General features: G+C 45.9%; 21 protein-coding genes and 1 other RNA gene. 19 read left to right on the forward strand and 3 right to left on the reverse strand.

All coding sequences use genetic code 11. The features are described from left to right. Position 1: 1 nt before the first annotated feature. Both J8Z23_RS02225 and J8Z23_RS02230 read right to left on the reverse strand, forming a co-directional pair. On the reverse strand, positions 2-370 hold the full coding sequence (locus tag J8Z23_RS02225) for a YraN family protein (RefSeq protein WP_301659520.1): 369 nt from the start codon (positions 368-370) through the stop codon (positions 2-4). Beyond that, a complete protein-coding gene (locus J8Z23_RS02230) occupies positions 357-2,168 on the reverse strand; it encodes a penicillin-binding protein activator (RefSeq protein WP_048626628.1) in 1,812 nt (603 codons plus the stop codon). The genes J8Z23_RS02225 and J8Z23_RS02230 overlap by 14 nt, the downstream gene beginning before the upstream one ends. A 68-nt stretch (positions 2,169-2,236) precedes the next feature. Between J8Z23_RS02230 and rsmI the strand changes: the two genes are divergently transcribed. The 16 genes from rsmI (at position 2,237) to lpxC (ending at position 20,594) form a co-directional block, all read left to right on the forward strand. After that, entirely contained in the window at positions 2,237-3,100 is an 864-nt protein-coding gene (rsmI, locus tag J8Z23_RS02235) for a 16S rRNA (cytidine(1402)-2'-O)-methyltransferase (RefSeq protein WP_005396454.1), read from the forward strand. 166 nt (positions 3,101-3,266) lie between these two features. After that, positions 3,267-3,694: RNase P RNA component class A (rnpB, locus tag J8Z23_RS02240), an RNA gene on the forward strand. A 229-nt stretch (positions 3,695-3,923) separates the two neighbouring features. After that, positions 3,924-4,874 carry a 16S rRNA (cytosine(1402)-N(4))-methyltransferase RsmH gene (gene rsmH / locus J8Z23_RS02245; RefSeq protein ID WP_006743238.1) on the forward strand — a complete coding sequence of 317 codons (951 nt, stop codon included), beginning with the start codon at positions 3,924-3,926 and terminating at the stop codon, positions 4,872-4,874. 5 nt (positions 4,875-4,879) lie between these two features. Then, positions 4,880-5,197 carry a cell division protein FtsL gene (gene ftsL, locus J8Z23_RS02250; protein WP_124008985.1) on the forward strand — a complete coding sequence of 106 codons (318 nt, stop codon included), beginning with the start codon at positions 4,880-4,882 and terminating at the stop codon, positions 5,195-5,197. Next, positions 5,194-6,987 carry a penicillin-binding transpeptidase domain-containing protein gene (locus tag J8Z23_RS02255; RefSeq protein WP_006743237.1) on the forward strand — a complete coding sequence of 598 codons (1,794 nt, stop codon included), beginning with the start codon at positions 5,194-5,196 and terminating at the stop codon, positions 6,985-6,987. The genes ftsL and J8Z23_RS02255 overlap by 4 nt, the downstream gene beginning before the upstream one ends. 62 nt (positions 6,988-7,049) lie before the next feature. Further along, entirely contained in the window at positions 7,050-8,531 is a 1,482-nt protein-coding gene (gene murE / locus J8Z23_RS02260) for a UDP-N-acetylmuramoyl-L-alanyl-D-glutamate--2,6-diaminopimelate ligase (RefSeq protein ID WP_434634750.1), read from the forward strand. Then, positions 8,528-9,892: a UDP-N-acetylmuramoyl-tripeptide--D-alanyl-D-alanine ligase gene (locus J8Z23_RS02265; protein WP_237312015.1), complete on the forward strand. Its 1,365-nt coding sequence runs from the start codon at positions 8,528-8,530 to the stop codon at positions 9,890-9,892. The genes murE and J8Z23_RS02265 overlap by 4 nt, the downstream gene beginning before the upstream one ends. Further along, a complete protein-coding gene (gene mraY, locus J8Z23_RS02270) occupies positions 9,892-10,974 on the forward strand; it encodes a phospho-N-acetylmuramoyl-pentapeptide-transferase (RefSeq protein ID WP_005372931.1) in 1,083 nt (360 codons plus the stop codon). Before J8Z23_RS02265 ends, mraY begins: the two co-directional genes overlap by 1 nt. 39 nt (positions 10,975-11,013) lie before the next feature. Then, a complete protein-coding gene (murD, locus tag J8Z23_RS02275; protein WP_301659523.1) occupies positions 11,014-12,327 on the forward strand; it encodes a UDP-N-acetylmuramoyl-L-alanine--D-glutamate ligase in 1,314 nt (437 codons plus the stop codon). An 18-nt stretch (positions 12,328-12,345) separates the two neighbouring features. After that, the gene (ftsW, locus tag J8Z23_RS02280) at positions 12,346-13,542 is read left to right on the forward strand and encodes a cell division protein FtsW (RefSeq protein ID WP_005396444.1); all 1,197 of its coding nucleotides are present in this window, start codon (positions 12,346-12,348) and stop codon (positions 13,540-13,542) included. Beyond that, positions 13,529-14,596: an undecaprenyldiphospho-muramoylpentapeptide beta-N-acetylglucosaminyltransferase gene (gene murG / locus J8Z23_RS02285; RefSeq protein ID WP_301659524.1), complete on the forward strand. Its 1,068-nt coding sequence runs from the start codon at positions 13,529-13,531 to the stop codon at positions 14,594-14,596. The genes ftsW and murG overlap by 14 nt, the downstream gene beginning before the upstream one ends. Before the next feature lie 22 nt (positions 14,597-14,618). Beyond that, positions 14,619-16,076 carry a UDP-N-acetylmuramate--L-alanine ligase gene (gene murC, locus J8Z23_RS02290; protein WP_005396442.1) on the forward strand — a complete coding sequence of 486 codons (1,458 nt, stop codon included), beginning with the start codon at positions 14,619-14,621 and terminating at the stop codon, positions 16,074-16,076. A 192-nt stretch (positions 16,077-16,268) separates the two neighbouring features. Continuing rightward, a complete protein-coding gene (locus tag J8Z23_RS02295) occupies positions 16,269-17,051 on the forward strand; it encodes a cell division protein FtsQ/DivIB (RefSeq protein ID WP_012842151.1) in 783 nt (260 codons plus the stop codon). Continuing rightward, positions 17,044-18,306, forward strand: coding sequence for a cell division protein FtsA (ftsA, locus tag J8Z23_RS02300; RefSeq protein ID WP_012842150.1), 1,263 nt, complete (start codon positions 17,044-17,046; stop codon positions 18,304-18,306). Before J8Z23_RS02295 ends, ftsA begins: the two co-directional genes overlap by 8 nt. Before the next feature lie 30 nt (positions 18,307-18,336). Further along, entirely contained in the window at positions 18,337-19,575 is a 1,239-nt protein-coding gene (gene ftsZ / locus J8Z23_RS02305) for a cell division protein FtsZ (protein WP_012842149.1), read from the forward strand. A gap of 101 nt (positions 19,576-19,676) precedes the next feature. Then, entirely contained in the window at positions 19,677-20,594 is a 918-nt protein-coding gene (lpxC, locus tag J8Z23_RS02310) for a UDP-3-O-acyl-N-acetylglucosamine deacetylase (RefSeq protein WP_434634759.1), read from the forward strand. Positions 20,595-20,707: 113 nt separating this feature from the next. Here the strand turns inward: lpxC and J8Z23_RS02315 are convergent, their stop codons facing one another. Then, positions 20,708-21,166 carry a DUF721 domain-containing protein gene (locus J8Z23_RS02315; RefSeq protein ID WP_005396436.1) on the reverse strand — a complete coding sequence of 153 codons (459 nt, stop codon included), beginning with the start codon at positions 21,164-21,166 and terminating at the stop codon, positions 20,708-20,710. Between the two features lie 408 nt (positions 21,167-21,574). Here J8Z23_RS02315 and secA point away from each other — a divergent pair, with 408 nt between their 5' ends. The 3 genes from secA to dapB all read left to right on the forward strand — a co-directional run bounded on the left by secA (position 21,575) and on the right by dapB (position 25,789). Next, entirely contained in the window at positions 21,575-24,304 is a 2,730-nt protein-coding gene (gene secA / locus J8Z23_RS02320) for a preprotein translocase subunit SecA (RefSeq protein ID WP_005396435.1), read from the forward strand. Between the two features lie 166 nt (positions 24,305-24,470). Further along, on the forward strand, positions 24,471-24,869 hold the full coding sequence (gene mutT / locus J8Z23_RS02325; RefSeq protein ID WP_005396433.1) for an 8-oxo-dGTP diphosphatase MutT: 399 nt from the start codon (positions 24,471-24,473) through the stop codon (positions 24,867-24,869). Between the two features lie 110 nt (positions 24,870-24,979). Further along, positions 24,980-25,789 (forward strand): 4-hydroxy-tetrahydrodipicolinate reductase, encoded by an 810-nt coding sequence (gene dapB / locus J8Z23_RS02330; protein ID WP_006742699.1) that lies wholly within the window; start codon positions 24,980-24,982, stop codon positions 25,787-25,789. The last annotated feature ends 285 nt before the right edge of the window (positions 25,790-26,074 follow it).

A 26,074-nucleotide genomic window follows, 5' to 3' on the forward strand; every position in this document is an offset into this window, starting at 1 on the left:
CTTATCCTTCAGAGATTGCGTTTTCTATCCAGTTGATATCTCGCCCATTGTCATGAATAGCGATGATATCAAACCGATAATCGATATTGTGTTTTAAGCGCTTTTGTTGGCTAAGCCAAACTTGTGCAGTTTTGATTAGCTTGCGCATTTTTGCGTGCGTTACCATTTCTGCTGCTGAGCCAAAGTGATCATTCTTACGATATTTGACTTCAACAAACACGATAGTTTCACCTTGTTGGAAGATTAAATCAATCTCACCGACCTTGGTCAGGAAATTTTGTTCAATAAAGCGCAAGCCCTGGCGTTGCAAATAGTGCTTCGCCAGAGCTTCATATTGATTTCCGATTTGGCGCTTACTAAAGAGCCCCACGCTCAGCCCAGCTCAATTCACGCTGTACAACACAGTTGTTGTCGATACTTAAAATACCGGTTTGGCCACCGACTGAGTAACCAGGAACGACCTTCATTTGTGGAAGTTCACCGATCAATTTATATGCATCCATACCGAGTGCTTTCAAACGTTTTTCCATGTTAGATTGCTCTGACCAAAGCTCGTTCATTTCAGCGGTCACGCTAGGATCTGGGTCAATTAGCAATGGAATGTCGCTGTAGATGATGCCTGTTAGATCTTCGTATGTCGCGCCGCCACTGTTGCTACGCGAACTAGAGAAGATTTGTGGTGCTTTCGCATCAGGGTTAATCGCTACTTCGATAAACGGCTTGATCAAAGTCAGCTCAGTGCTTCTAGCTACGATATAAACCGCATCAACATCACGACGGCTACGTGGCTGTGTTTCAAGCTTAATTCGCATTAATGATTGCATCTGGGCGATACGCTGCTTGCTCTCTTGCAGGCCAAATACTTCATTGATGTCTTTTTGAAGTTGGCGCTTATCACCAAAGTAACTTGCTGCGACTTTGTTAGAGCTGTACTTGCGCCATTCTTTGTTGAACGCCTCAGTTACACGCTCTCCAAAGCTGCCTTTTGGTGCAAGAATAAGAGGGAAGTTGTAGCCTTCGCTGAACAAGTGTTTTGCAGCTTGTGCGGCTTCTTGTTCCGGTGATAATGCCAAGTAGCAAATATTGCTATCTGGTTGCACATCCTCGGGGATATTTAGCGCAAGGGCTGGAATGGTAGGGCCATTTGCTGAGCCATCCATGGTTGTGTGTAACAACTCCACGTTCTCTTTTTCTAGAGGGCCAACAACAAAATCGATGTTTTCATTGATCAAGCGTTGTTTAATTTGGTCAGCGTTATACGCATTGGTGTCAATCACCGTAAGTGTTGCACTAGGATCTCGATTACGATCATTCATCATCGCAAACACAAAACCATCACGAATTAATTGCGCTTGCGGCGAGAACTTACCCGTCAGCGGCAGCAATAAAGCAGTATTGTTTGGCTTCACGATATCAAGAGAGAGAATGTTTTGAATCTCTTCTGGTGTGTAGATAGCAGCAGGGTGCGAAGGGTTTTCGCTTAACCAGCGCTCTAGCGTATTTTTAAGTTGGGACAGGTTGCCCGATAGCGTTTTTGCATAAACAGCCAGCTGAAGCCAGCCGTCTAGAACATCCTCATTCGGCTCTGTTTCTAATGAGGTGAGTTCATATTCTGAGTAGCTGCCAAAGTTCATCCAAATACGGCTAGAGATTTCCCTCTGCTCTGCTGACGAGGCGTATTGACCAAATGCAACCAGCTGGCGGTTTGCTTCAAACGCTTGGTTAAGGCCTTGATAAGCGTCGGCACGCATCAAGTAATAGTCTTTCCATTGCTCGTTTGGCAATTTCCACCAAGGTTTAAAGTTTAACAATTGCAGCAACTGCGAGTAATTACCTTGCTTTTGCTGTATGGTCGCACGCGCCAGTTGCCACTCCGCTTGCTGAACTTCGGTCAACTGTTGTCGAGCCAGACGTTTGATCAACAGTTCTGCTTGATCAAACTGGTTCGCTTGAATAGCGGCTTTGGTTGCCATGATCAACCAGTCATTTTGTAAACTGCCTTCCGTGCTATCAGCTTGGATCATATAGTTCTGAACAGACTGAGTAGGCTCAAGTGTTACATCAACGCCATCAGGCTGTCTTGGACCTGAAGAACAGGCGGCGAGCGTAATTGCTAGTGCAACAGGAGTAAGTATGCGTGGTACACTGAGTCTCTTATGGTTAATCATTGCCGTGAGTTCTCTATAATTTTGTACAAAATTGTCTCTATATTAATCGTTGAAGTGATGGTAAACAAATGACAGATAAAAATAAGTTGCCGAATGAGGGGCCAACTCTCTATATCGTACCGACTCCAATCGGAAATTTAGCGGATATCACCCAACGTGCTATCGAAATTCTGTCGACGGTGGACATCATTGCTGCTGAGGATACTCGACATACGGGTAAGTTACTGTCTCACTTCAATATTCAAACCAAAACTTTTGCTCTGCATGATCATAATGAGCAGCAAAAAGCACAGGTTTTGGTAGAAAAGCTGCTTTCCGGTCAGTCTATAGCGTTAGTTTCTGACGCTGGTACGCCACTTATCAGCGACCCAGGATACCATTTGGTGACAAAATGTCGTCAAGCGGGCGTTAGAGTTGTGCCGCTTCCTGGTGCTTGCGCGGTCATTACGGCGTTAAGTGCATCAGGCTTGCCATCCGATCGCTTTAGCTTCGAAGGCTTTTTACCACCGAAAAGCAAAGGCCGTAAGGATAAATTCCTAGAGATTGCTTCGGTAGAGCGTACGTGTATTTTTTACGAGTCACCGCACCGTATTTTGGACTCTCTACAAGACATGTTAGACGTTCTTGGCCCAGATAGAGAAGTCGTGTTGGCGAGAGAACTAACGAAAACCTTTGAAACCATTCAAGGCATGCCATTAGGTGAGTTAATTGAGTGGGTGAAAAGTGACGATAACCAACAGCGTGGTGAAATGGTATTATTGGTACATGGTCACCGCGAAACCGCGGACGATTCATTGCCAGATGATGCCTTGCGTACATTAGGGATTTTAACCAAAGAGCTGCCTTTGAAAAAAGCAGCGGCTTTGGTGGCAGAAATTCATAACTTGAAGAAGAATGCGTTGTATAAGTGGGGCTTAGAAAACTTAGACTAAGCACTGCTAACGAGACACATGGTAAAGCGGGTCGATGGAAAATATCGGCCTTTTTTAGGCTCAATGTTTGATGGTTAGGTTAAAAAAGCACCACTCAATGCATTCATTTCATCATATCTGTGATCTCACTAGACTCTGAGTAGATAACTCTATACAATCCGCCCTCGGAGTTGACTGGGTAGTCGCTGCTTTACTGATGTCCTTCGGGAGACTGACGTTGAAGTCCTTTGGGAGACTGACGTTGACGTCCTTCGGGAGACTGGTAAAGGGGAGGAAAGTCCGGGCTCCATAGAGCAGGGTGCCAGGTAACGCCTGGGGGGCGCAAGCCTACGACAAGTGCAGCAGAGAGAAGACCGCCGATGGCCCTAGGGCACAGGTAAGGGTGAAAGGGTGCGGTAAGAGCGCACCGGACGACTAGCAATAGTTCGTTGCAGGGTAAACTCCACCCGGAGCAAGACCAAATAGGCCTCCACATTGCGTTGCTCGCGTAAGGAGGCGGGTAGGTTGCTTGAGCCAGTGAGCGATTGCTGGCCTAGACGAATGGCTACCGCCGCGCAAGCGGAACAGAACCCGGCTTATGTGTCGACTCCAACTATTCGAGACCCATCACTACTTTTTGTAGTGATGGGTTTTTTGCATTTTATTGACGCAAACCCTGTCATTACCAATAAACTTGGCGTTAAATCACGTCTGACTTTAGACTTGAGGTGGCGATGATGTGGGAAATCAGTACACTATGGTAGGTTGATCTTTTGTTATAAATATTCAGCATGAGAGAGCAACGTATCTTAAAATCGCTTCAAGATCATTCAACGAGAAAGCTATGACCGAAACCTTCCAACATATTTCCGTGTTATTAAATGAATCCATTGATGGCTTAGCTATCAAACCAGACGGTATCTATATCGATGGAACATTTGGCCGTGGCGGTCACAGCCGGACTATTTTATCTAAACTCGGCGAAAACGGCCGACTGTACAGTATCGATCGTGACCCTCAAGCGATAGCTGAAGCAGGCAAAATCAATGATCCTCGCTTCACCATCATTCATGGTCCATTTTCTGGTATTGCTGAGTATGCTGAAGAGTATGACTTGGTTGGCAAAGTTGATGGCGTTCTACTGGATTTAGGTGTTTCTTCGCCGCAGTTAGACGACGCAGAGCGTGGCTTTAGCTTTATGAAAGACGGCCCGCTAGATATGCGTATGGACCCAACATCAGGTATTCCCGTATCTCAATGGCTAATGGAAGCTGACTTAGATGATATTACTTGGGTGATTCGTGAGTTTGGTGAAGACAAACACGCGCGCCGTATTGCCAAAGCGATTGTTGCCTACCGTGAAGACGAAGAAAATGAACCACTGGTACGTACTGGCCAGCTCGCGAAGCTGATCTCAGATGCTGCACCCAAAAGCTTTAAAGAGAAAAAACACCCTGCGACTCGTGCGTTCCAAGCATTTCGTATTTACATCAACAGTGAGTTAGAAGAAATTGATACGGCATTAAAAGGTGCGGCAAGCATTCTGGCTCCTGAAGGTCGTTTATCTGTCATCAGTTTCCACTCTCTGGAAGACCGTATGGTCAAACGTTTTATCCGTAAAGAGAGCAAAGGACCTGAAGTGCCACATGGCATTCCAATGACTGAAGAGCAAATTCGTGCTCTTGGTAGTGCGAATATGAAAGCGGTGAGCAAAGCGATTAAGCCAAGCAAACAAGAAATTGAAATGAACCCTCGTTCGCGCAGCTCTGTACTAAGAATTGCAGAAAAGCTTTAATTATTATGACGAAACCCACTCCTAACCTTGCTAAGTTGATTGCAACGGATCTTATCAGCGTTGGTCGCTGGCCATTACTGTTGTTGCTATTGATCGTGGCATCGGCAATGGGAGTGGTATTTGCTACCCACCATGCGCGTCAAGCGATCACCGAAAAAGATCACACTTTGGTTGAACGAGAGCGTTTAGATAGCGAATGGCGCAACCTGATGTTGGAAGAAACGGCCCTCGCGGAACACAGTCGTGTTCAAGACCTTGCCAAAAAAGAACTTGAAATGAAACGACCTGATGGCGATAAAGAAGTGGTTGTCACGCTCAAATGATTAGAAAGAAAACCAACACGAAACCAAGCAACAAGCGTAAACCTGTCGCGAAAGAAAAAAACGCTTCGGGGGATACGAAAACCGAGAAGAAAGCAGTGAAAGTGGCGGTTGAAGAATCCTTTCTGATTCGTTGGCGCTTCCATCTATTACTGTTTTTTGTCTTTTGTGCATTTGCACTTTTGGTGGCGCGCGTAGCCTATATTCAAATCATTGAACCGGATAACCTGATTAAACAAGGTGACCTACGCTCGGTTCGTGTGAAATCCATTCCTTCTGCACGCGGTATTATTTCGGACCGAAATGGTGAGCCGCTCGCTGTCAGTGTGCCTGTTGAGGCCGTTTGGGCGGATCCCGCGACGATATTTAAAGAAAATGCCTTAAGCCAGACCAAGAGTTGGTATGCACTAGCGGATGTTCTTGGTGTTGACCGACAAGGTTTGATAGACAAGATCAAGCACAATGAAAAGCGCCGCTTTATTTACTTGCAGCGTCAAGTGAGTCCAGCCATGGCGAACTATATTCGTGAGCTAAAGCTGCCTGGTGTGGGTCTTAAGTCAGAATCTCGTCGTTACTATCCTGCCGGTGAGGTTAGTGCTCACTTAGTTGGGGTGACGGGGATTGATGGGCATGGTCTAGAGGGTGTTGAGCGTAGCTACGATGAGTGGCTTACTGGCGCCGCAGGTAAGAAAACCATTCGTAAAGACCGTTATGGTCGCGTCGTAGAAAACATTGCGTGGCAAGATAAGCAAGAAGGTAAGTCACTCCAGTTGACAATCGACCAGCGACTACAGGCGATTGCTTATCGTGCGATTAAACAAGCTGTTGCAGACCATCGCGCCACGTCAGGCTCCGTTGTTATGTTGGACGTGAAAACCGGCGCCGTATTGGCCATGGTGAATGCGCCTTCCTACAACCCTAACAATCGTAGCGATTGGCAAAGCTATAAAATGCGTAACCGAGTGATCACGGACTCGATGGAGCCTGGCTCCACCATTAAGCCTTTCGTTATTTTAGCCGCCTTAGAAAATGGGGTAGCCGATAAAGATACCATCGTAGATACCGGCAATGGTGTACTTCGTTTAGGTGGTAGCCGAGTAAGAGATGTATCCCGCGTGGGTAAAGCGAGCTTGACCACGATCCTCAAAAAATCGAGTAACATCGGTGTGACGAAGCTGGCAATGCAAATGCCAGTAGAGGCGCTGCTCGGTCTGTACAGCTCTGTGGGCTTTGGTGAGCTTTCTGGTCTGAACCTCGTTGGGGAAGTGACTGGTATCTTCCCAACACGAACACGATGGTCTCCTATTGAACGTGCCACGATTGCGTTTGGTTATGGTCTATCGATAACGCCAATCCAGTTAGCGCATGCCTATGCGACGCTTGGAAATCTCGGCAAATACGAGCCAATCCATATTATCGAAAGCAATGATCATGACATGTCGCGCCAAGTAGTGAGTGCAAAGTACGCACGCCAGGTCTTGGACATGCTGGAAACCGTAACCCAAAAAGGAGGCTCGGCTCGTCGAGCGGCAGTTCCTGGTTATCGAGTGGGAGCCAAAACAGGTACCTCACGTAAAGCGTCTGCAGGTGGATACAGCGATGAGTACATTACTTATACGGCAGGGCTTGCTCCGGTTAGCGATCCGCGAATTGCATTGGTTGTGATCGTAAACGAGCCTCAAGGTGATGATTACTATGGTGGTTCGGTAGCGTCTCCTGTCTTCTCTGAAATCATGAAAGGCGCGCTACAAATACTCAATGTTGCACCAGACGAAAACAAATTCCAGCAGTAAGCCGAGTGGCTTACTGAGCAAACAAAATTAAGAAAACCTGAGCCAAAGCTCGGAGAACAAATATGACTAAAGCCATCAGTATGGACGTGCTGCTTTCCCCTTGGGTGGATTGCCCCAGCTTATCGTCCGTTCTTGTTTCTGAATTGGAGCTCGACAGCCGAAGAGTTCAGCCTGGAACCACGTTTGTTGCGGTGATTGGCCATGTTGTGGATGGGCGTAACTTCATTGCTTCTGCCATTGAGCAAGGCGCCAATGCGGTTCTAGCGCAAGCCTGTGATGTAAAAGCACACAGCACGATGGAAATCATCGATGATGTTCCCGTTATTTACCTCGATGCGTTGGATCAACGTTTATCTGCAATCGCTGGAAAGCTCTATGCTTACCCAGATATGGATTTGATTGGTGTCACCGGCACCAACGGCAAAACCACCATAACCCAACTAATTGCACAATGGCTAGAGCTACTTGGCCACAAAGCGGCAGTGATGGGCACGACAGGAAATGGTTTTCTCGATAATTTACAGCAAGCCGCGAATACAACAGGGAATGCTGTAGAAATTCAGAAAACGCTCTCCTCTCTCGCAAATCAACAAGCCACATACACCGCGCTAGAAGTCTCTTCTCATGGCTTAACGCAAGGCCGTGTCAAGGCGTTGTCGTTTGCGGCGGGTGTGTTTACTAATCTAAGTCGTGATCATTTAGATTACCATGGCACGATGGAAGAGTACGCCAATGCAAAGCTGGGGTTGTTTACACAACATCAATGTGAACGTGCCATTATCAATGTCGATGATGAGGTCGGTCATACATGGGCGACGCAGTTAAGCAATGCGATTGCGGTTTCACTTAAACCGAACACTGAGTTTGAAAGCGCAATTTGGGTGAGAGATGTCCGTTACGCGGAGTCGGGGATTACTATCCAATTCGATGGTAAATTTGGCTCAGGTCAATTGCATGCGCCACTGATTGGTGAGTTTAACGCAACCAACTTAATGCTCGCTTTTGCGACTTTATTAAGCTTAGGTAAGGATAAACAAACGTTACTCGAAACCGCAGGTCAGTTACAACCTGTACTCGGCCGAATGGAGTTATTCCAGACAGAGGACCGTGCCAAAGTCGTGGTCGATTATGCCCATACTCCTGATGCACTAGAAAAAGCACTGCAAGCTTTACGAGTTCACTGTGAGGGGCACCTGTGGGCTATTTTTGGTTGCGGAGGCGATCGCGATGCAGGTAAGCGCCCAATGATGGCGGAAATTGCAGAGCGTCTAGGCGACAGAGTGGTGTTGACTGACGATAACCCACGCAGTGAAGATCCGGTTCAGATTGTAAAAGACATGTTATCCGGGCTGTCAAAACCTGCCGAAGCGATTGTGCAGCATGATCGTTTCAAAGCACTGTCTTATGCGGTTGAGAATGCTTCGCCAAAAGACATCATCTTGTTAGCGGGTAAGGGCCACGAAGATTATCAAATTCGGAATGGCGAAACGATTCATTACTCCGACCGTGAGTCTGCTATGCAGCTTTTAGGATTGTCCTTATGATCAAAGTAACGTTATCTCAAATTGCCAACATCACTCGCGGTGAGCTATTCGGCGATGATCTACTTATCGACGCGGTTTCTACTGATACACGAGCGATTGACAACGGTGCTTTATTTGTTGCGCTGGTGGGTGAGCGCTTTGATGCGCACAACTTTTGCCAGCAAGCGGTGGATGCAGGCGCTGGTGCTTTACTCGTACAAAAACGTCTAGATGTGAATGTGCCACAAGTCGTGGTGTCGGACACCAAAATGGCACTGGGTGAGTTAGCCTCTTGGGTGCATCAAACTTGCCAAACATCTACCGTTGCCATCACAGGCAGTTGTGGTAAAACGACCGTCAAAGAAATGGTCGCGAGCATTCTGCAATTGAAAGGCAAAGTGCTGTTTACTGCAGGTAACTTCAATAATGATATTGGTGTTCCGTTGACGTTATTGCGCTCACAGCAGGATGACGACTATGCCGTGATTGAGCTTGGTGCTAATCATATCGGTGAAATTGCTTACACAACGCAGTTAGTAAAACCAGATATCGCGTTAGTGAATAATGTAGCCGCCGCGCACCTTGAAGGCTTTGGTTCTATTGATGGCGTGAAACAAGCCAAAGGTGAAATTTACCAAGGTCTTGCTGCAGGTAGTATTGCGATTGTCAATTTAGACAGCAATGGCGAAACAAAGTGGGAAAGCGTGCTGGCGGATAAGGAAGTTATCACCTTCTCACAAAGTAATTCTGCGGCTGATTACTATGCATCAAATATCGTGATGAATGCCGCGGGAGAGGCCAGCTTTAACCTACATATCGCAGCAAGCTCACAAGAAATTGAACTGTCTCTGGGTATTATAGGTCAACACAACGTGGCGAATGCAATCGCAGCTTCTATTATTGCGTTACAAATGGGCGCCACATTAGAAGAGGTTCGCGCTGGCCTTAAACATTTAAACAAAGTGAAAGGTCGCGTCGAGGTTGAAGCGCTGAGCGAAAAAATCAAATTGATTGATGACAGCTACAACGCAAGCGTGCCAGCCATGAAAGCGGCGGTTGACTTATTGGCTGCTTTCCCAGGTCAGCGCTGGCTGATTTTAGGTAATATGGCGGAATTGGGCGAGGAAAGTCTTGCACTTCATCGTCAAGTCGGGGAACATGCTGCCCCACAAAAATTTGAACATGTTCTCACATATGGTGCAGACGCCAAGGTGATCAGTGAGCTTTGCCAAGGCATTCATTTTGAGACGCACCAAGAGATGATTGAATACATCAAGCAGCATCTAGACCAAGCCGTTCCTGAAAACCATACGATTTTGGTGAAAGGAGCGAACGGTGCACGTATGTTTGAAGTCGCTGCTGCTTTGAAGGAGTATTATTAATGATTATTTGGCTTGCCGAGCTGCTACAGCCATACCTGTCTTTTTTCCGATTGTTTGAATACTTGTCTTTTCGAGCAATTCTAAGCGTATTAACCGCTCTGGGTCTGTCATTATGGATGGGACCAATCATGATCAAGCGTTTGCAAATGCTGCAAATTGGTCAGGTAGTACGTAACGAAGGTCCTGAATCTCACTTTAGTAAGCGTGGTACTCCAACTATGGGCGGTATCATGATCTTAGCGGCCATCTCAATCACAATCTTGCTTTGGACTGACTTATCCAACCCATATGTATGGGCGGTATTGACGGTCTTGCTTGGCTACGGTGCAGTCGGATTTGTTGATGATTATCGTAAAGTGGTGCGCAAAAATACCGATGGTTTGATCGCGCGTTGGAAGTACTTCTGGCAATCGTTGATCGCGTTTGTCGTGGCTTTTGCATTGTACGCTTACGGTAAAGACACTGCAGCCACTCAGCTCGTGGTGCCATTTTTTAAAGACATCATGCCGCAACTTGGTTTGATGTACATTATCCTGACTTACTTTGTGATTGTCGGTACGAGTAACGCGGTTAACCTGACCGATGGTCTAGACGGTTTGGCAATCATGCCAACGGTTCTTGTTGCTGCAGGCTTCGCGGTTATTGCATGGGCGACGGGTAACGTTAACTTCTCTGAATACCTTCATATTCCATACCTACCACATGCTTCTGAGTTGGTTGTCGTATGTACAGCAATCGTCGGTGCAGGCCTTGGTTTCTTGTGGTTTAACACGTATCCAGCACAAGTGTTCATGGGTGATGTCGGCTCACTAGCGCTTGGCGGCGCATTAGGCACCATTGCGGTTCTCGTTCGCCAAGAGTTGGTGTTGGTGATCATGGGCGGTGTGTTTGTGATGGAAACGCTGTCGGTAATTCTACAGGTGGGTTCATACAAACTGCGTGGTCAGCGGATCTTCCGTATGGCACCGATTCACCACCACTACGAATTGAAAGGTTGGCCAGAACCTCGCGTAATCGTGCGCTTCTGGATTATTTCTATGGTTCTTGTTCTGATTGGTCTTGCGACATTGAAAGTGCGTTAATCGCACTTTCCAAGAACAAGATTTACAGTGTGATCAAATATGGAACGTTGGCAAAACATACATAGTGTTGTCGTCGTAGGGCTCGGTATTACCGGGCTCTCTGTCGTTAAACACCTAAGAAAAAATCAGCCACAGCTTGTGGTCAAAGTCATTGATACTCGCGTAAATCCTCCGGGTGCAGAGCGTTTGCCGGAAGATGTTCAACTGCATAGTGGTGGTTGGAATACAGACTGGCTTTCTGACGCTGATCTTATCGTGACCAACCCTGGTATTGCGCTAGCGACACCAGAGATCCAAGCCGTATTAGCAAAAGGCACGACAGTAGTTGGTGATATTGAGTTATTCGCCTGGGCGGTGCAGAAACCAGTGATTGCGATTACGGGCTCAAACGGTAAGAGCACTGTCACCGATCTCACAGGCGTGATGGCCAAGGCCGCGGGTTTGGATGTTGGCGTTGGTGGCAATATCGGCGTTCCTGCCTTGGATTTACTAGAACATGACGCAGACCTATATGTGCTTGAACTCTCAAGCTTCCAGTTAGAAACGACGTCAAGCTTAAAGCTCAAAGCCGCTGCGTTTCTGAATCTTTCTGAAGATCATATGGACCGTTATCAAGGCATGTCTGACTATCGACAAGCTAAGTTGCGTATTTTTGACCACGCTGCTCTTGCGGTAGTGAACCGTGATGATCAAGAAACCTTCCCAGATGCAGAGATGCCATTGGTGACATTTGGCAGCGACAATCAGGACTTTGGTCTCGAGGTGGATGGCAATCGCACTTGGCTGCTCGATCATGGTCAACGAGTGGTCGCAAGTGATGAACTTAAGTTGGTTGGTAAACACAACTTATCTAATGCTCTGGTTGCTTTAGCGCTATTAAAAGCTTCGGACGTAAACTATCACAACGCATTGAATGCACTTAAAAATTACACGGGACTGACACACCGATGCCAGGTGGTTGCGGATAATCAAGGCGTCAAATGGGTGAATGACTCTAAAGCAACTAATATTGCCAGCACTATGGCTGCGCTATCTGGTTTGGAATCGACAGGCAAGCTCTACTTACTCGTTGGTGGTGTTGGCAAAGGTGCTGACTTCTCGCCATTAAAACCGATCTTCGCGACGCTTAACTTGCAACTGTGTTGCTTTGGCGCTGATGGCGATGAATTTATGCCACTGCATGAATCTGCAATACGTTTCGACACTATGGAAGATGTGATTCAACAAGTATCTTCGCAGTTAAAACCAGGTGATATGGTGATGCTGTCTCCTGCATGTGCTAGCTTTGATCAATTCGACAACTTTATGGCAAGAGGTGATGCTTTCGCTGCTCTTGCTCAGAAATATGCATAATTAAAGGTTACACACTTCGTGGGTTTAGGTAACGTTAAACGCAGTATTGGCAATTGGCTCAAGCATCCAGCCCCAGAGGCGATGTTTGATCGTCAGTTAGTGTGGATTGCACTGGGTTTGATGTTGACTGGTTTAGTCATGGTAACCTCTGCATCATTTCCAATCAGCTCTCGATTAACGGAACAGCCGTTTCACTTTATGTTTCGTCACGCGACGTTTCTCGTGCTGGCGTTAGGGACCTCCGCTGTTATTTTGCAAGTGCCTTTGCAAGAGTGGTTTAAGAAGAGCCATTACTTACTTTGGGCTTCTTTCGCACTGTTGATCATCGTGCTCTTGGCGGGTAAGTCGGTTAATGGTGCGTCTCGTTGGATTCCCCTTGGGCTGTTTAACCTTCAGCCAGCGGAAGTCGCGAAGCTATCGCTGTTTATCTTCATGTCTGGTTACTTAGTTCGAAAGCAAGACGAAGTACGACAAACGTTCTTTGGTGGCTTTATGAAGCCAATCATGGTGTTTGCCTTCTTCGCAGTATTACTACTTGGTCAGCCAGACTTAGGGACGGTCGTCGTGATGCTGGTCACGCTGTTTGGCATGCTTTTTATCGCAGGTGCAAAACTAACCCAGTTTCTCGCCTTGATGGTGGCAGGTATCGGCGCTGTGGTAGGTTTGATTCTCGTCGAGCCATACCGTATGCGACGAGTAACCTCCTTCCTTGACCCGTGGGAAGACCCGTTTGGTAGTGGCTATCAGTTGACTCAGTCTTTGATGGCGTTTGGTCGTGGTGAATGGTTCGGTCAAGGTCTCGGTAATTCAATTCAAAAACTGGAATATCTACCGGAAGCGCATACCGACTTTGTGTTTGCCGTACTTGCTGAAGAGCTCGGTTTTGTTGGCGTTGTGTTGGTCTTAATGTTGATTTTTAGCTTAGTGTTAAAAGCGGTTTACATAGGCAAGCGTGCGTTTGAAGAAGGCGAAATGTTTGGTGGTTATCTGGCTTTCGGTATCGGTATTTGGTTTGCGTTCCAGACCTTGGTTAACGTTGGTGCTGCAGCCGGTATCGTACCAACCAAAGGTTTAACACTCCCGCTAATCAGTTATGGTGGTTCCAGTCTGATTATTATGTCCGTCGCAGTGTCCATATTGCTGCGTATCGATTACGAATGCCGCTTGAAACGCGAGCAACAACAATCAGAACAACAAACTAATGAAACAAAATAAACGTTTGATGGTGATGGCTGGTGGTACTGGCGGTCACGTATTCCCAGGGTTAGCTGTAGCAAAACAGCTGCAAGAGCAAGACTGGGAGATCCGTTGGTTAGGCACGGCGGATCGAATGGAAGCGGATTTGGTGCCAAAACATGGCATTGAAATCGATTTTATCAAAGTGAAAGGGTTACGAGGTCAAGGCGTAAAGCGTCTGCTTGCAGCTCCATTTCAAATTATTAATGCCATCATGCAAGCTCGGGCGCACATGAAGCATTGGAAGCCCGATGCCGTGTTAGGTATGGGTGGTTATGTGAGTGGTCCCGGTGGTATTGCGGCTTGGTTGAGCGGTATTCCTGTTGTTCTGCACGAACAAAACGCGGTTGCGGGTTTGACAAACCAATGGCTATCAAAAATTGCTAAGAAAGTCTTTCAGGCCTTTCCTGGCGCGTTCCCTAATGCTGAGGTAGTCGGTAACCCAGTTCGTGAAGACCTAACAAGATTAGAAGCGCCTGCAGAGCGAATGCAAGATCGCCAAGGCCCAATTCGTATTCTGGTGATGGGCGGTAGCCAAGGTGCACGCATTCTTAACCAAACTCTGCCAGAAGTGATGGCAAAGTTGGGCGGTGATTACTGTATTCGTCATCAAGCGGGCAAAGGTTCCGCCGAAGAAGTGAACGCAGCATACCAAGCTAATGGTGTGGTAAATGCAGAAGTCACAGAGTTCATTGACGACGTAGCAGAGGCTTATGCATGGGCTGACCTTTTAGTTTGTCGTTCAGGGGCGTTAACCGTTTCTGAAGTTTCTGCTGCTGGCGTTGGTGCGATCTTTATTCCTTTTATGCATAAAGATCGCCAACAAGCACTGAATGCAGATCATCTAGTAGAATGCGGCGCAGCGAAAATGATTGAACAACCAGATTTAACCGTTGAGTCTCTGACTCAGCAGATCCAACAATTGGATCGCCAAGCTTTACTTACGATGGCTGAGCAAGCGCGTGGCGCTGCTAAATTGAATGCCGACCGAGTTGTCGCACAAGCCATTGTCGCTTTGACCGAAAAGCGTTAACGAATTATTGAGAATAGAATTGATGACAATCCAACATACACAAGACTTAGCTCAGATTCGCGCCATGGTGCCAGAGATGCGCCGCGTGAAATCCATCCACTTCATCGGTATTGGTGGTGCGGGCATGAGCGGCATTGCAGAAGTGCTGTTGAACGAAGGCTACCAAATCACAGGTTCTGACCTATCAGAGAACCCAGTGACAGAGCGTTTGGTATCAAAAGGTGCAACCGTATTTATCGGCCATCAAGCGAGCAATGTAGAAAAAGCCAGTGTGGTTGTTGTGTCAACGGCGATCAACGAAGAAAACCCAGAAGTGATGGCGGCACGTGAGTTACGTATCCCAATCGTACGCCGCGCAGAGATGTTGGCTGAATTGATGCGCTTCCGTCATGGTATTGCCGTTGCGGGCACGCACGGTAAAACGACGACGACGGCGCTCGTGACACAAATTTATTCTGAAGCCGGTCTTGATCCAACGTTTGTAAACGGCGGCTTGGTGAAAAGCGCAGGTACAAATGCTCGTTTAGGCTCGAGTCGTATTCTAATTGCTGAGGCGGATGAGAGCGACGCGTCATTCCTGCACCTGCAACCAATGGTAAGTATCGTCACTAATATTGAAGCCGATCATATGGATACTTATGGGGGTGACTTTGAAACGTTAAAGCAAACCTTCATTGATTTTCTACACAATCTACCGTTCTACGGCCAAGCTATTGTTTGTATTGATGATCCTGTGGTTCGAGAGTTAATCCCACGTATTAGTCGTCAAGTGATTACTTACGGTTTCTCCGCAGATGCTGACGTACGCATTGAAAACTATCGTCAAGAAGGTCAGCAAGGCAAATTTACGGTAGTACGTAAAGGGCGTGCCAACCTAGATATCACTCTGAACATTCCAGGTCGTCACAATGCACTTAATGCGTCGGCTGCGATTGCAGTGGCTACCGAAGATGACATTGAAGACGATGCAATTCTAAAAGCAATGGCCGGAACGCAAGGCACGGGACGACGTTTTGATCACCTTGGCGAGTTTGATACCGGTAATGGTCATGCCATGTTAGTGGATGATTACGGACATCACCCAACAGAAGTTGATGTGACCATTAATGCTGCGCGAAGCGGTTGGCAAGATAAACGTCTCGTTATGATTTTCCAACCACACCGTTATAGCCGTACTCGTGATCTATACGATGACTTTGCGAATGTTCTAGAGCAAGTTGATGTATTAATCATGTTGGATGTTTATGCCGCAGGTGAAAAGCCAATTGCAGGAGCTGATGGACGTTCATTGTGTCGCACAATTCGCAGCCGAGGTAAGGTAGATCCGATTTTTGTTCCAGAAATCGAGCAATTACCTTCAGTTTTAGCTAACGTTATACAAGACGGCGACCTAATCTTAACGCAAGGTGCGGGTGATGTTGGTAAAGTGGCGAAACAACTGGCAGGTCTTGAATTAAATATAAACAAGATGCTTGGTTAACATAGATTGTTGGCGCGAAGGACAGATAAAGACTCAGATCTCGATTTTGCGTCAATATCATTGTGATTTATTGCTATCAGTGTTTGATAGTTTACAAGAGCTCAGTATAATCCCAAGGTTAAAGTCAAGACTTTTACCTCTGCGTAATTATGTGGGTAAAAAGTACACGACAAAAGTCAGGAAACGAAGACGTTGTTGAATATTGCACTGAATGACGAGCGACCAAACACGGATAATAACCGTGGTCGCCAAGAGAAAATCTTGGGTGCGTTATTTTTCGTTGTGGTTGTGACCTTAATTAGTTCTGTTTTGTACTCGGCGATCAGTTGGATGTGGGATGACCAAAGGTTACCTCTCTCCAAAATAGTACTTCAGGGAAAACTGGAGTATGTCCAAGCTGACGATGTGCAGGCTGCATTTAGTCGAATAGATCACATCGGTACATTTATGTCTCAGGATATTGATGTATTACAGCAAAGTGTCGAAGCTCTGCCATGGGTGGCGCATGCCGCAATCCGAAAGCAGTGGCCGGATACAGTAAAAGTTTTTTTGACAGAGCATCAACCTGAAGCCATTTGGAATGGCAACGAACTGTTAGATAAAAACGGGTTTGTTTTTGATGGCGATGTGGCTCTGTTACAAGAAGAAAAAGTGAAACTGTACGGACCCAAAGACAGCGGACCAGAAGTCTTACAGACTTACCGTGATTTGAGTCCTAAGTTTCAGCAATTGGGTTTAGCGATATCGTCTCTGGTATTAAACGAGCGACGAGCTTGGCAAATCATCCTTGATAACGGTATTCGATTAGAGCTCGGTAAAGAGTCTCTTCTTGAGCGTATAGAGCGATTTTTTAAGCTCTATAACAAGCTTGGCAGTGACACGCAAAGAATCAGTTATATCGATCTTAGGTACGATACAGGAGCCGCAGTTGGTTGGTTTCCTGAACAAGAGTTAGAAGAGAGTACAGATGACTAAGGCCGCTGATGACAACATTATTGTTGGTCTTGATATAGGCACTGCAACCGTATCGGCTCTAGTGGGTGAGGTTCTGCCAGACGGTCAAATTAATATTATTGGCGCAGGTAGTAGCCCTTCACGTGGCATGGATAAAGGTGGCGTGAATGACTTGGAGTCGGTTGTAAAATCAGTACAACGTGCAATTGATCAAGCTGAATTGATGGCCGAGTGCCAGATCAGCCGAGTCTTCATTTCGTTGTCTGGTAAGCATATCGCAAGCCGAATTGAAAAAGGTATGGGCACGATTTCAGATGAAGAAGTGTCTCAAGAAGACATGGATCGCGCTATCCATACCGCAAAATCGATTAAAATCGGTGATGAACAGCGAATCCTTCATGTGATTCCGCAAGAGTTCACCATTGATTACCAAGAGGGAATCAAAAATCCGCTTGGTTTATCTGGGGTAAGAATGGAAGTAAGTGTCCACCTTATCTCATGCCATAATGACATGGCACGCAATATTATTAAGGCGGTAGAACGATGCGGCCTTAAAGTAGAGCAACTCGTATTTTCTGGGCTTGCTGCAAGTAATGCAGTAATCACCGAGGATGAAAGAGAGCTTGGAGTTTGTGTGGTGGATATTGGCGCCGGCACGATGGATGTGGCCATCTGGACTGGCGGTGCGTTACGTCACACAGAAGTATTTTCGTACGCAGGAAATGCTGTAACCAGCGATATTGCTTTTGCTTTTGGTACGCCAGTGAGCGATGCTGAAGAAATAAAAGTCAAATATGGCTGTGCTTTGAGTGAACTGGTCAGTAAGGATGACACGGTTAATGTACCAAGCGTAGGTGGGCGACCATCACGTAGTCTGCAACGTCAAACGTTGTCAGAAGTGATTGAGCCACGCTACTCTGAGCTTATGGGACTGGTTAACCAAACTATTGACTCTGTACAAGCGAAATTGCGCGAAGAGGGTATAAAGCACCATCTAGCTGCGGGAGTTGTACTCACCGGCGGTGCTGCGCAAATGGACGGAGTGATAGAATGTGCGGAACGCGTATTCCGCAATCAAGTAAGGGTCGGCAAACCGCTCGAAGTCAGCGGATTAACTGACTATGTAAAAGAGCCGTACCATTCTACGGCAGTTGGATTACTTCATTACGCAAGAGACATGCAGTCTAGCGACGATAGCGATTATAATGAACCTAAACGCTCATCTGTTACTGGCTTTTTCGATAAATTGCGTAACTGGATACAAAAAGAGTTTTAACCTGAGTTGCAGGATAAACGGAGACAACACATGTTTGAACCGATGATGGAAATGTCTGACGATGCAGTAATCAAGGTCGTTGGGGTTGGTGGCGGCGGTGGTAACGCCGTTGAACACATGGTGCGTGAATCCATCGAAGGTGTGGAATTCATCAGCGTCAACACTGATGCGCAAGCACTTCGTAAGACAAGCGTTGGCAATGTTATTCAGATCGGTGGCGATATCACCAAAGGTCTGGGTGCAGGTGCTAATCCACAGGTTGGCCGTGACGCAGCTCTCGAAGACAGAGATAGAATTAAAGATTCCCTAACTGGCGCCGATATGGTGTTTATCGCAGCTGGTATGGGTGGCGGTACAGGTACTGGTGCAGCACCTGTTATTGCTGAAGTAGCTAAAGAGCTTGGCATTCTAACTGTCGCGGTCGTGACAAAACCGTTCAGCTTTGAAGGCAAAAAGCGTTTGGCGTTCGCTGAGCAAGGTATCGATGAGCTGTCTAAGCACGTTGACTCTTTGATTACGATTCCAAACGAAAAGCTGCTTAAAGTACTTGGCCGTGGTGTCACGCTACTAGAAGCTTTTGCAAGTGCGAACGACGTTCTTAAGAACGCAGTTCAAGGCATTGCAGAGCTAATTACTCGCCCTGGTATGATCAACGTCGACTTTGCGGACGTAAGGACAGTAATGTCTGAAATGGGTCACGCGATGATGGGCAGCGGTATTGCTAAAGGCGAAGATCGTGCTGAAGAAGCGGCTGAAATGGCAATTTCTAGCCCACTTTTGGAAGACATCGATCTAGCGGGCGCTCGTGGTGTTCTTGTCAATATTACTGCAGGTCTGGATATGCGTCTTGACGAGTTTGAGACGGTTGGTAATACAGTGAAAGCATTTGCTTCTGACAATGCAACTGTTGTTATCGGTACTTCTCTAGATCCAGATATGACTGATGAAATCCGCGTAACAGTTGTAGCGACAGGTATTGGCAATGAGAAAAAGCCAGATATTACGCTAGTTGCGGGTGGTAAAGCGAAAGTGGCTCCGACGCCGCAGGCTCAACCACAACAGCAAGCGGCGGCAACGCAAGCTGAAGAGAAACCGGCACAAACCTTGCAAAATAATCAAGTGCAAGAGAAGCCACAGGTAACTCCTCAGCCGACAAATACAGTTTCTTCTTCTCCAGCATCGTCGAGCCAAAGCTCTGCGGCTCCGAAGCAAGAGAAGGAAAGTGGTTATTTAGATATCCCGGCATTTTTGCGTCGTCAGGCTGATTAATCTTTAATCCATAAATTTGACATGGCTCAAAATTATGGTAGCATTCACGGTCGACGTTACAGACGGCCGTGTTTTGTAGCAAATTTTTGAGAGGCAAGCAGATGATCAGACAACGTACTCTGAAAGAAATAGTGAAAACAACTGGTGTGGGCCTCCACTCTGGTCGTAAAGTCACGCTTACTCTGCGCCCGGCTGCTGCAAATACAGGTATCATTTACCGTCGTACAGATATAAACCCACCTGTAGATTTTCCAGCTGATCCAGCTTCTGTTCGTGACACCATGCTATGTACTGCATTGGTAAACGACGAAGGTGTGCGTATTTCAACTGTAGAACACTTGAATGCGGCACTTGCTGGTATGGGCATCGACAACATTATTGTCGAAGTAGACGCACCTGAAATTCCAATTATGGATGGTAGTGCTAGCCCATTTGTATACTTGCTACAACAAGCAGGTATCGAAACGCAAAATGCGCCAAAACGTTTCATCCGTATTAAAAAGCCAGTTCGTTTTGAAGATGGCGATAAATGGGCAGAGTTTGTACCATTTAACGGCTTCCGCATGGACTTCGAAATTGAATTTAATCACCCTGCTATTGAGTCAGACGAACAGCGCTTGCTGTTTGATTTCTCTTCAAAAGGCTTCGTTCGTGAAATTTCTCGTGCACGTACGTTTGGCTTTATGCGTGATATCGAATATCTACAATCTCAAAACCTAGTATTGGGTGGTAGTTTCGACAATGCTATCGTATTGGATGATTACCGTATTCTTAACGAAGAAGGTCTACGCTTTGAAAATGAGTTTGTGACTCACAAAGTGTTGGATGCGATTGGTGATCTTTACATGTGTGGTCACCCAATCATCGGTGAATTTCGCGCCTTTAAATCGGGTCACGGTTTGAACAACCAACTTCTGCGAGCAGTTCTTGCTGATCAGGAAGCGTGGGAGTGGACTACATTCGAAGAAGAAGTCGGCTCACCAGTAGCATTCGCTGAACCAAATATGGTGCTTGCGTAAATACTCGGCATTAAAATTAATAAAAACCAGGCTTATGCCTGGTTTTTTGCTATTTGGCTTTAATCTTGGGCTTATTAATAGCATTCGAGCTTTTCAGCATATTGAAATAACGATCACTTACGGTCTTTCTTTTCTGCCATATCGGCCAATCGCTTTAAACGCTCTTGAATTTTAGGCGGTGCCATGTCGGCAATCGTCATCAATGACTTTGCTGCAGATTCTGTTAATGGTGGACGTTTAGGTCTGTCGTCTTGTTCGAAACGATTTCGGTATAATGATGGATTGATCCTCACTTCAACGCTCATCAGTTTGGCAAAGCCTTGAGTACGAAGTTTATTTAGGATCATGAGGCGATCGTAATCGATCTTCATTTTGATCGCGGCACTAGAAACATCGATCAATAGGTGGCCGTTACGAACATTCGCCACCCGGCAATGATCGGCCGTCCCTTTGGGTAAGATCTCTTGCAAAGCTTGGTTAAGCTGTAAGATTTCTCCAGCATGTTCTTGAATCTGCTTGAACTGTGACTCAGCAATAACATCTTCAGTCGAGGTTGGACGGTGATCACGCATAGGTAAAATCTAATTTTGTTGAGATATCAGCTATTCTAGAGCAGCTTTCTATCAAGGTATAGTTTACATTAACGTCTTTCGCTTCAGTTTTACAATGTAGCAAGGTAAAAAGCAAAGTCTACTCTGAATAGATTACACATATTGTGGTATGCAATATCGTCTAATCAGTCACCACTTTAAGTAAAAACTTCAGAGTGCTTCAAACAAATACGTCTATTTATGGTTGTATCGATGAAAAATCCTTACACTAAGCCACATTGTTTCGAAACTTAGCCTTGAAATATGGATGTTTGAACTCAATATCTTTGATAAATGATTTATCTCAGTATTCTTAGTTCCAAACTGGCAGAGACTGAAGGCATTATGAGTAGATCGGGAACGGTCTGATTAAAGAGAGATTCACGAAAAATGATAACTAAGCTACTGACAAAAGTGATTGGCAGTCGCAACGACCGAACACTGCGCCGCCTTAGAAAAATTGTAAAAGAAATTAATAACTACGAGCCAACATTCGAAGCTCTAAGTGATGAAGAGTTAAAAGCAAAGACGGTTGAGTTCCGTGAGCGCCTAGAGAAAGGTGAAACTCTTGATAAACTACTTCCTGAAGCTTTTGCTACGGTTCGTGAAGCATCTAAGCGTGTCTACGGCATGCGTCACTTCGACGTTCAGCTTATCGGTGGTATGGTTCTAAATGCGGGTCAAATTGCGGAGATGCGTACAGGTGAAGGTAAAACGCTGACTGCAACGCTTCCAGCTTACTTAAATGCTCTTGCTGGTAAAGGCGTTCACATCGTAACAGTGAACGATTATCTAGCTAAACGTGATGCTGAGACGAACCGCCCTCTATTTGAATTTTTAGGTATGACCGTTGGCGTAAACGTGCCAAACATGCCTCCTCAAGAGAAAAAAGAAGCGTACCAAGCTGACATTCTATACGGAACCAACAATGAATTTGGTTTTGACTACCTTCGTGACAATATGGCTTTCCGTAGCGAAGACCGTGTACAGCGTGATCGCTTCTTTGCTGTTGTCGATGAGGTGGACTCAATCCTAATTGATGAAGCTCGTACTCCTTTGATCATTTCTGGTCCTGCTGAAGATAGCTCTGAGCTATACACTCGAATCAACCTTTTGATCCCGCATCTGAAAAAGCAAGATAAAGAAGACTCTGAAGAATACCGTGGTGATGGTCACTACACTGTTGATGAAAAATCAAAGCAAGTATACCTAACAGAAACAGGTCAAGAATACGTTGAAGAACTGTTGGTGAAAAACGGTCTGATGGAGGAAGGTGATACACTTTACTCTCCGGCTAACATCAGCATGTTGCATCACGTGAATGCTGCTTTGCGTGCTCATGTGTTATTCGAGCGTAACGTTGATTACATTGTTACTGATGAAGGTGAAGTGGTCATCGTTGATGAACACACTGGTCGTACAATGCCAGGTCGTCGTTGGTCTGAAGGTCTTCATCAAGCAGTAGAAGCGAAAGAAGGCGTTAAGATCCAAAACGAAAACCAAACTTTGGCTTCTATTACCTTCCAGAACTACTTCCGTTTATACGAAAAACTGTCAGGTATGACAGGTACAGCGGATACTGAAGCGTTCGAATTCCAGTCTATCTATGGTTTGGAAACGGTGGTTATCCCAACCAACAAGCCGATGATTCGTAACGATATGCCAGATGTGGTTTACCGTACTGAAGCAGAGAAGTTTGCGGCAATCATTGAAGATATTAAAGAGCGTGTTGCCAAAGGGCAGCCAACGCTTGTTGGTACTGTGTCGATTGAAAAGTCAGAACTTCTTTCTAACGCATTGAAGAAGGCTAAGATCAAACACAACGTATTGAACGCGAAATTCCATGAGAAAGAAGCGGAAATTGTTGCTGAAGCGGGCATGCCTGGTGCGGTAACTATCGCGACCAACATGGCCGGTCGTGGTACGGACATTGTGCTTGGCGGTAGCTGGCAATCAAAAGTTGAAGCTTTAGAGAACCCAACTCAAGAGCAAATCGATGCGATTAAAGCAGAGTGGAAAGTGGTGCATGACCAAGTGCTAGAAGCTGGTGGTCTACATATCATCGGTACTGAGCGCCACGAATCTCGCCGTATTGATAACCAGCTACGTGGTCGTTCCGGTCGTCAAGGTGATGCGGGTTCATCGCGCTTCTACCTATCTATGGAAGACTCTTTGCTACGTATTTTCACTTCTGATCGTATGGCGAGCCTTATTCAAAGTGGTATGGAAGAAGGTGAAGCTATTGAATCGAAAATGCTTTCTCGCTCAATTGAAAAAGCACAGCGTAAAGTGGAAGGTCGTAACTTTGATATCCGTAAGCAGCTGCTTGAATACGATGATGTAGCGAACGATCAACGTAAGGTTGTCTACGAACTGCGTGACGAGTTAATGAACGTTGAAGACATCAGCGGCATGATCGAGCAAAACCGTGAAGATGTGCTAACAGCGGTTATTGATGAGTACATTCCACCACAGTCACTAGAAGATATGTGGGATGTTGAAGGTCTACAAGAGCGCTTGAAAGCGGACTTCGATCTTGATGCGCCAGTGAAGCAATGGCTTGAAGAAGACGACAAGCTTTACGAAGAAGCATTACGTGAAAAGATCATCAACCTAGCCGTTGAAGTGTACAAAGAGAAAGAGGAAGTGGTGGGTGCACAAGTGCTTCGCAACTTCGAAAAATCGGTCATGCTTCAGACTCTGGATACGCTTTGGAAAGAGCATTTGGCTGCGATGGATCACTTGCGTCAAGGTATCCATTTACGCGGTTACGCACAGAAGAACCCAAAACAAGAATACAAACGTGAGTCGTTTGAACTGTTTGAGGGTCTACTAGAAGCGCTGAAAACAGACGTTATTACTGTTCTATCTCGTGTTCGCGTTCAGCAACAAGAAGAAGTTGAACGTATGGAAGAACAGCGTCGTGCGCAAGCTGAAGAAGCCGCTCGTCGTGCACAAGCGCAACACGCTGCAGCACAAAATCCGCTTTCTGAAGGCGAAGAATCTGAAGAAGGTTCAAATCAACCAATGGTACGTGATGAACGTAAAGTAGGTCGTAATGAACCTTGCCCTTGTGGCAGTGGCAAGAAGTACAAACAGTGCCACGGCAAAATCGACTAATCTGTTAGTCGGATTATTTATCAAAGAGTCGCTTAGGCGACTCTTTTTTTAAATAAATTCTTTGGCTATCAAATTCCATAAGTTTGATAGGTCAGCAAGTTTTTGAGATGTAGAAGCTCGTTGTCACAATAGAAAAGTACAACGGTCTTGAGAGTTAGGAATCCCCATGAAAAGAATTCACATAGTCGCGGCAATTATTTTTAACCAAGACAAATCAAAGATCTTTATTACAAAGCGTCCTGATGATAAGCACAAAGGCGGGTTTTGGGAGTTTCCGGGTGGCAAAGTCGAGCCGGGAGAAAGTATTGAGCTTGCTATTACAAGAGAACTCGAAGAAGAAGTGGGAATCGAAGTTATTGAGCAAGCCCCTTTTGAACACTTGGAATACGACTATCCAGACAAATCACTCAAGTTTGATTTTATTACAGTATCTCAATTCAGTAATGAGCCTTACGGTCGAGAAGGTCAAGAAGGATGCTGGGTTGAGATCAGCGAATTGGGCGACTACACCTTTCCTGAAGCGAACGTACCTATCTTGGAGCGTGTTGTAAAAGAGTTTGCTTAAGCTCGATGAACTTGCTTGTGGTAACCATAGTATGTTGTTAGTTTAAACAGATTAAGCAAAACGAGAGAACGAGAGCAAACCTCGTTATCCAGAGAAGGAGAGAAAGCGCAATGGTTCGTATTGCAATCGCAGGAGCAGCTGGCCGAATGGGCCGCAATTTGGTTAAAGCTTCACACCTTAATCCTGAAGCGACAGTGAGCGCGGGATCAGAACGACCTGAGTCTTCACTTGTCGGCGTCGATATCGGTGAGCTTTGTGGTGAAGGTAAATTCGATGTGCTCTTAACGGATGATCTTGCTAAAGACGTCGATAATTTTGATGTAATCATAGATTTCACCGCTCCAGTAAGCACATTAGCGAATCTCGAGTTGTGTAAGAAATACGGCAAGAGCATTGTGATTGGGACGACTGGCTTCAGCGATGCAGAGCGTGATCTTATCGATGAAGCAGCCAAGCAAGTGCCTGTTGTGATGGCGCCAAATTATTCTGTAGGCGTAAACCTTGTCTTTAAGCTTCTTGAGAAAGCGGCCAAAGTTATGGGGGATTACTGTGATATCGAGATTGTTGAAGCACACCATCGCCATAAAGTTGATGCCCCCTCTGGTACCGCTATCGGAATGGGAGAAGCTATTGCTGGTGCGATGGGTAATAAGCTGAATGATGTAGCTGTCTATGCCCGAGAAGGCATTACTGGTGAACGAACAAAAGATGAGATCGGCTTTGCTACGATTCGCGCTGGCGATATCGTCGGTGAGCATACAGCTATGTTTGCTGATATCGGGGAACGAGTGGAAATAACGCACAAAGCGACTGATCGCATGACGTTTGCTAATGGGGCCGTAAAGGCTGCCGTTTGGTTGAGTGCTAAACCTGCGGGCTTTTATACCATGACAGATGTTTTGGGATTGAATGAACTCTAAATACATAATTATTCGCCGGCGCTAGCCGGCTTTTTTATATCTATAGAATTATTTGTAAATAAAATGATTCTGATAGAGAAGATTTTAGCACTTACTTTTGTTATGTTTTTGTCTGTTTTGGCTTTGTTTTTGAGTGTAAGCGTTAAAAGTGTTCCTGTTTTTGTCTTGGTGAACGTTTGCGTTAAAAATTCATAATTTTTTGTGATCCCTAAAAAGTTCAAATTTGTAAAATTCATTAAACCTCTATCCCTCCCTATGTAATAGCATTCAAAAGTTGTCTTTTTG

The sequence above is a fragment of the Vibrio sp. SCSIO 43086 genome (genome assembly GCF_051132235.1).
Taxonomy (GTDB): domain Bacteria; phylum Pseudomonadota; class Gammaproteobacteria; order Enterobacterales; family Vibrionaceae; genus Vibrio; species Vibrio diabolicus.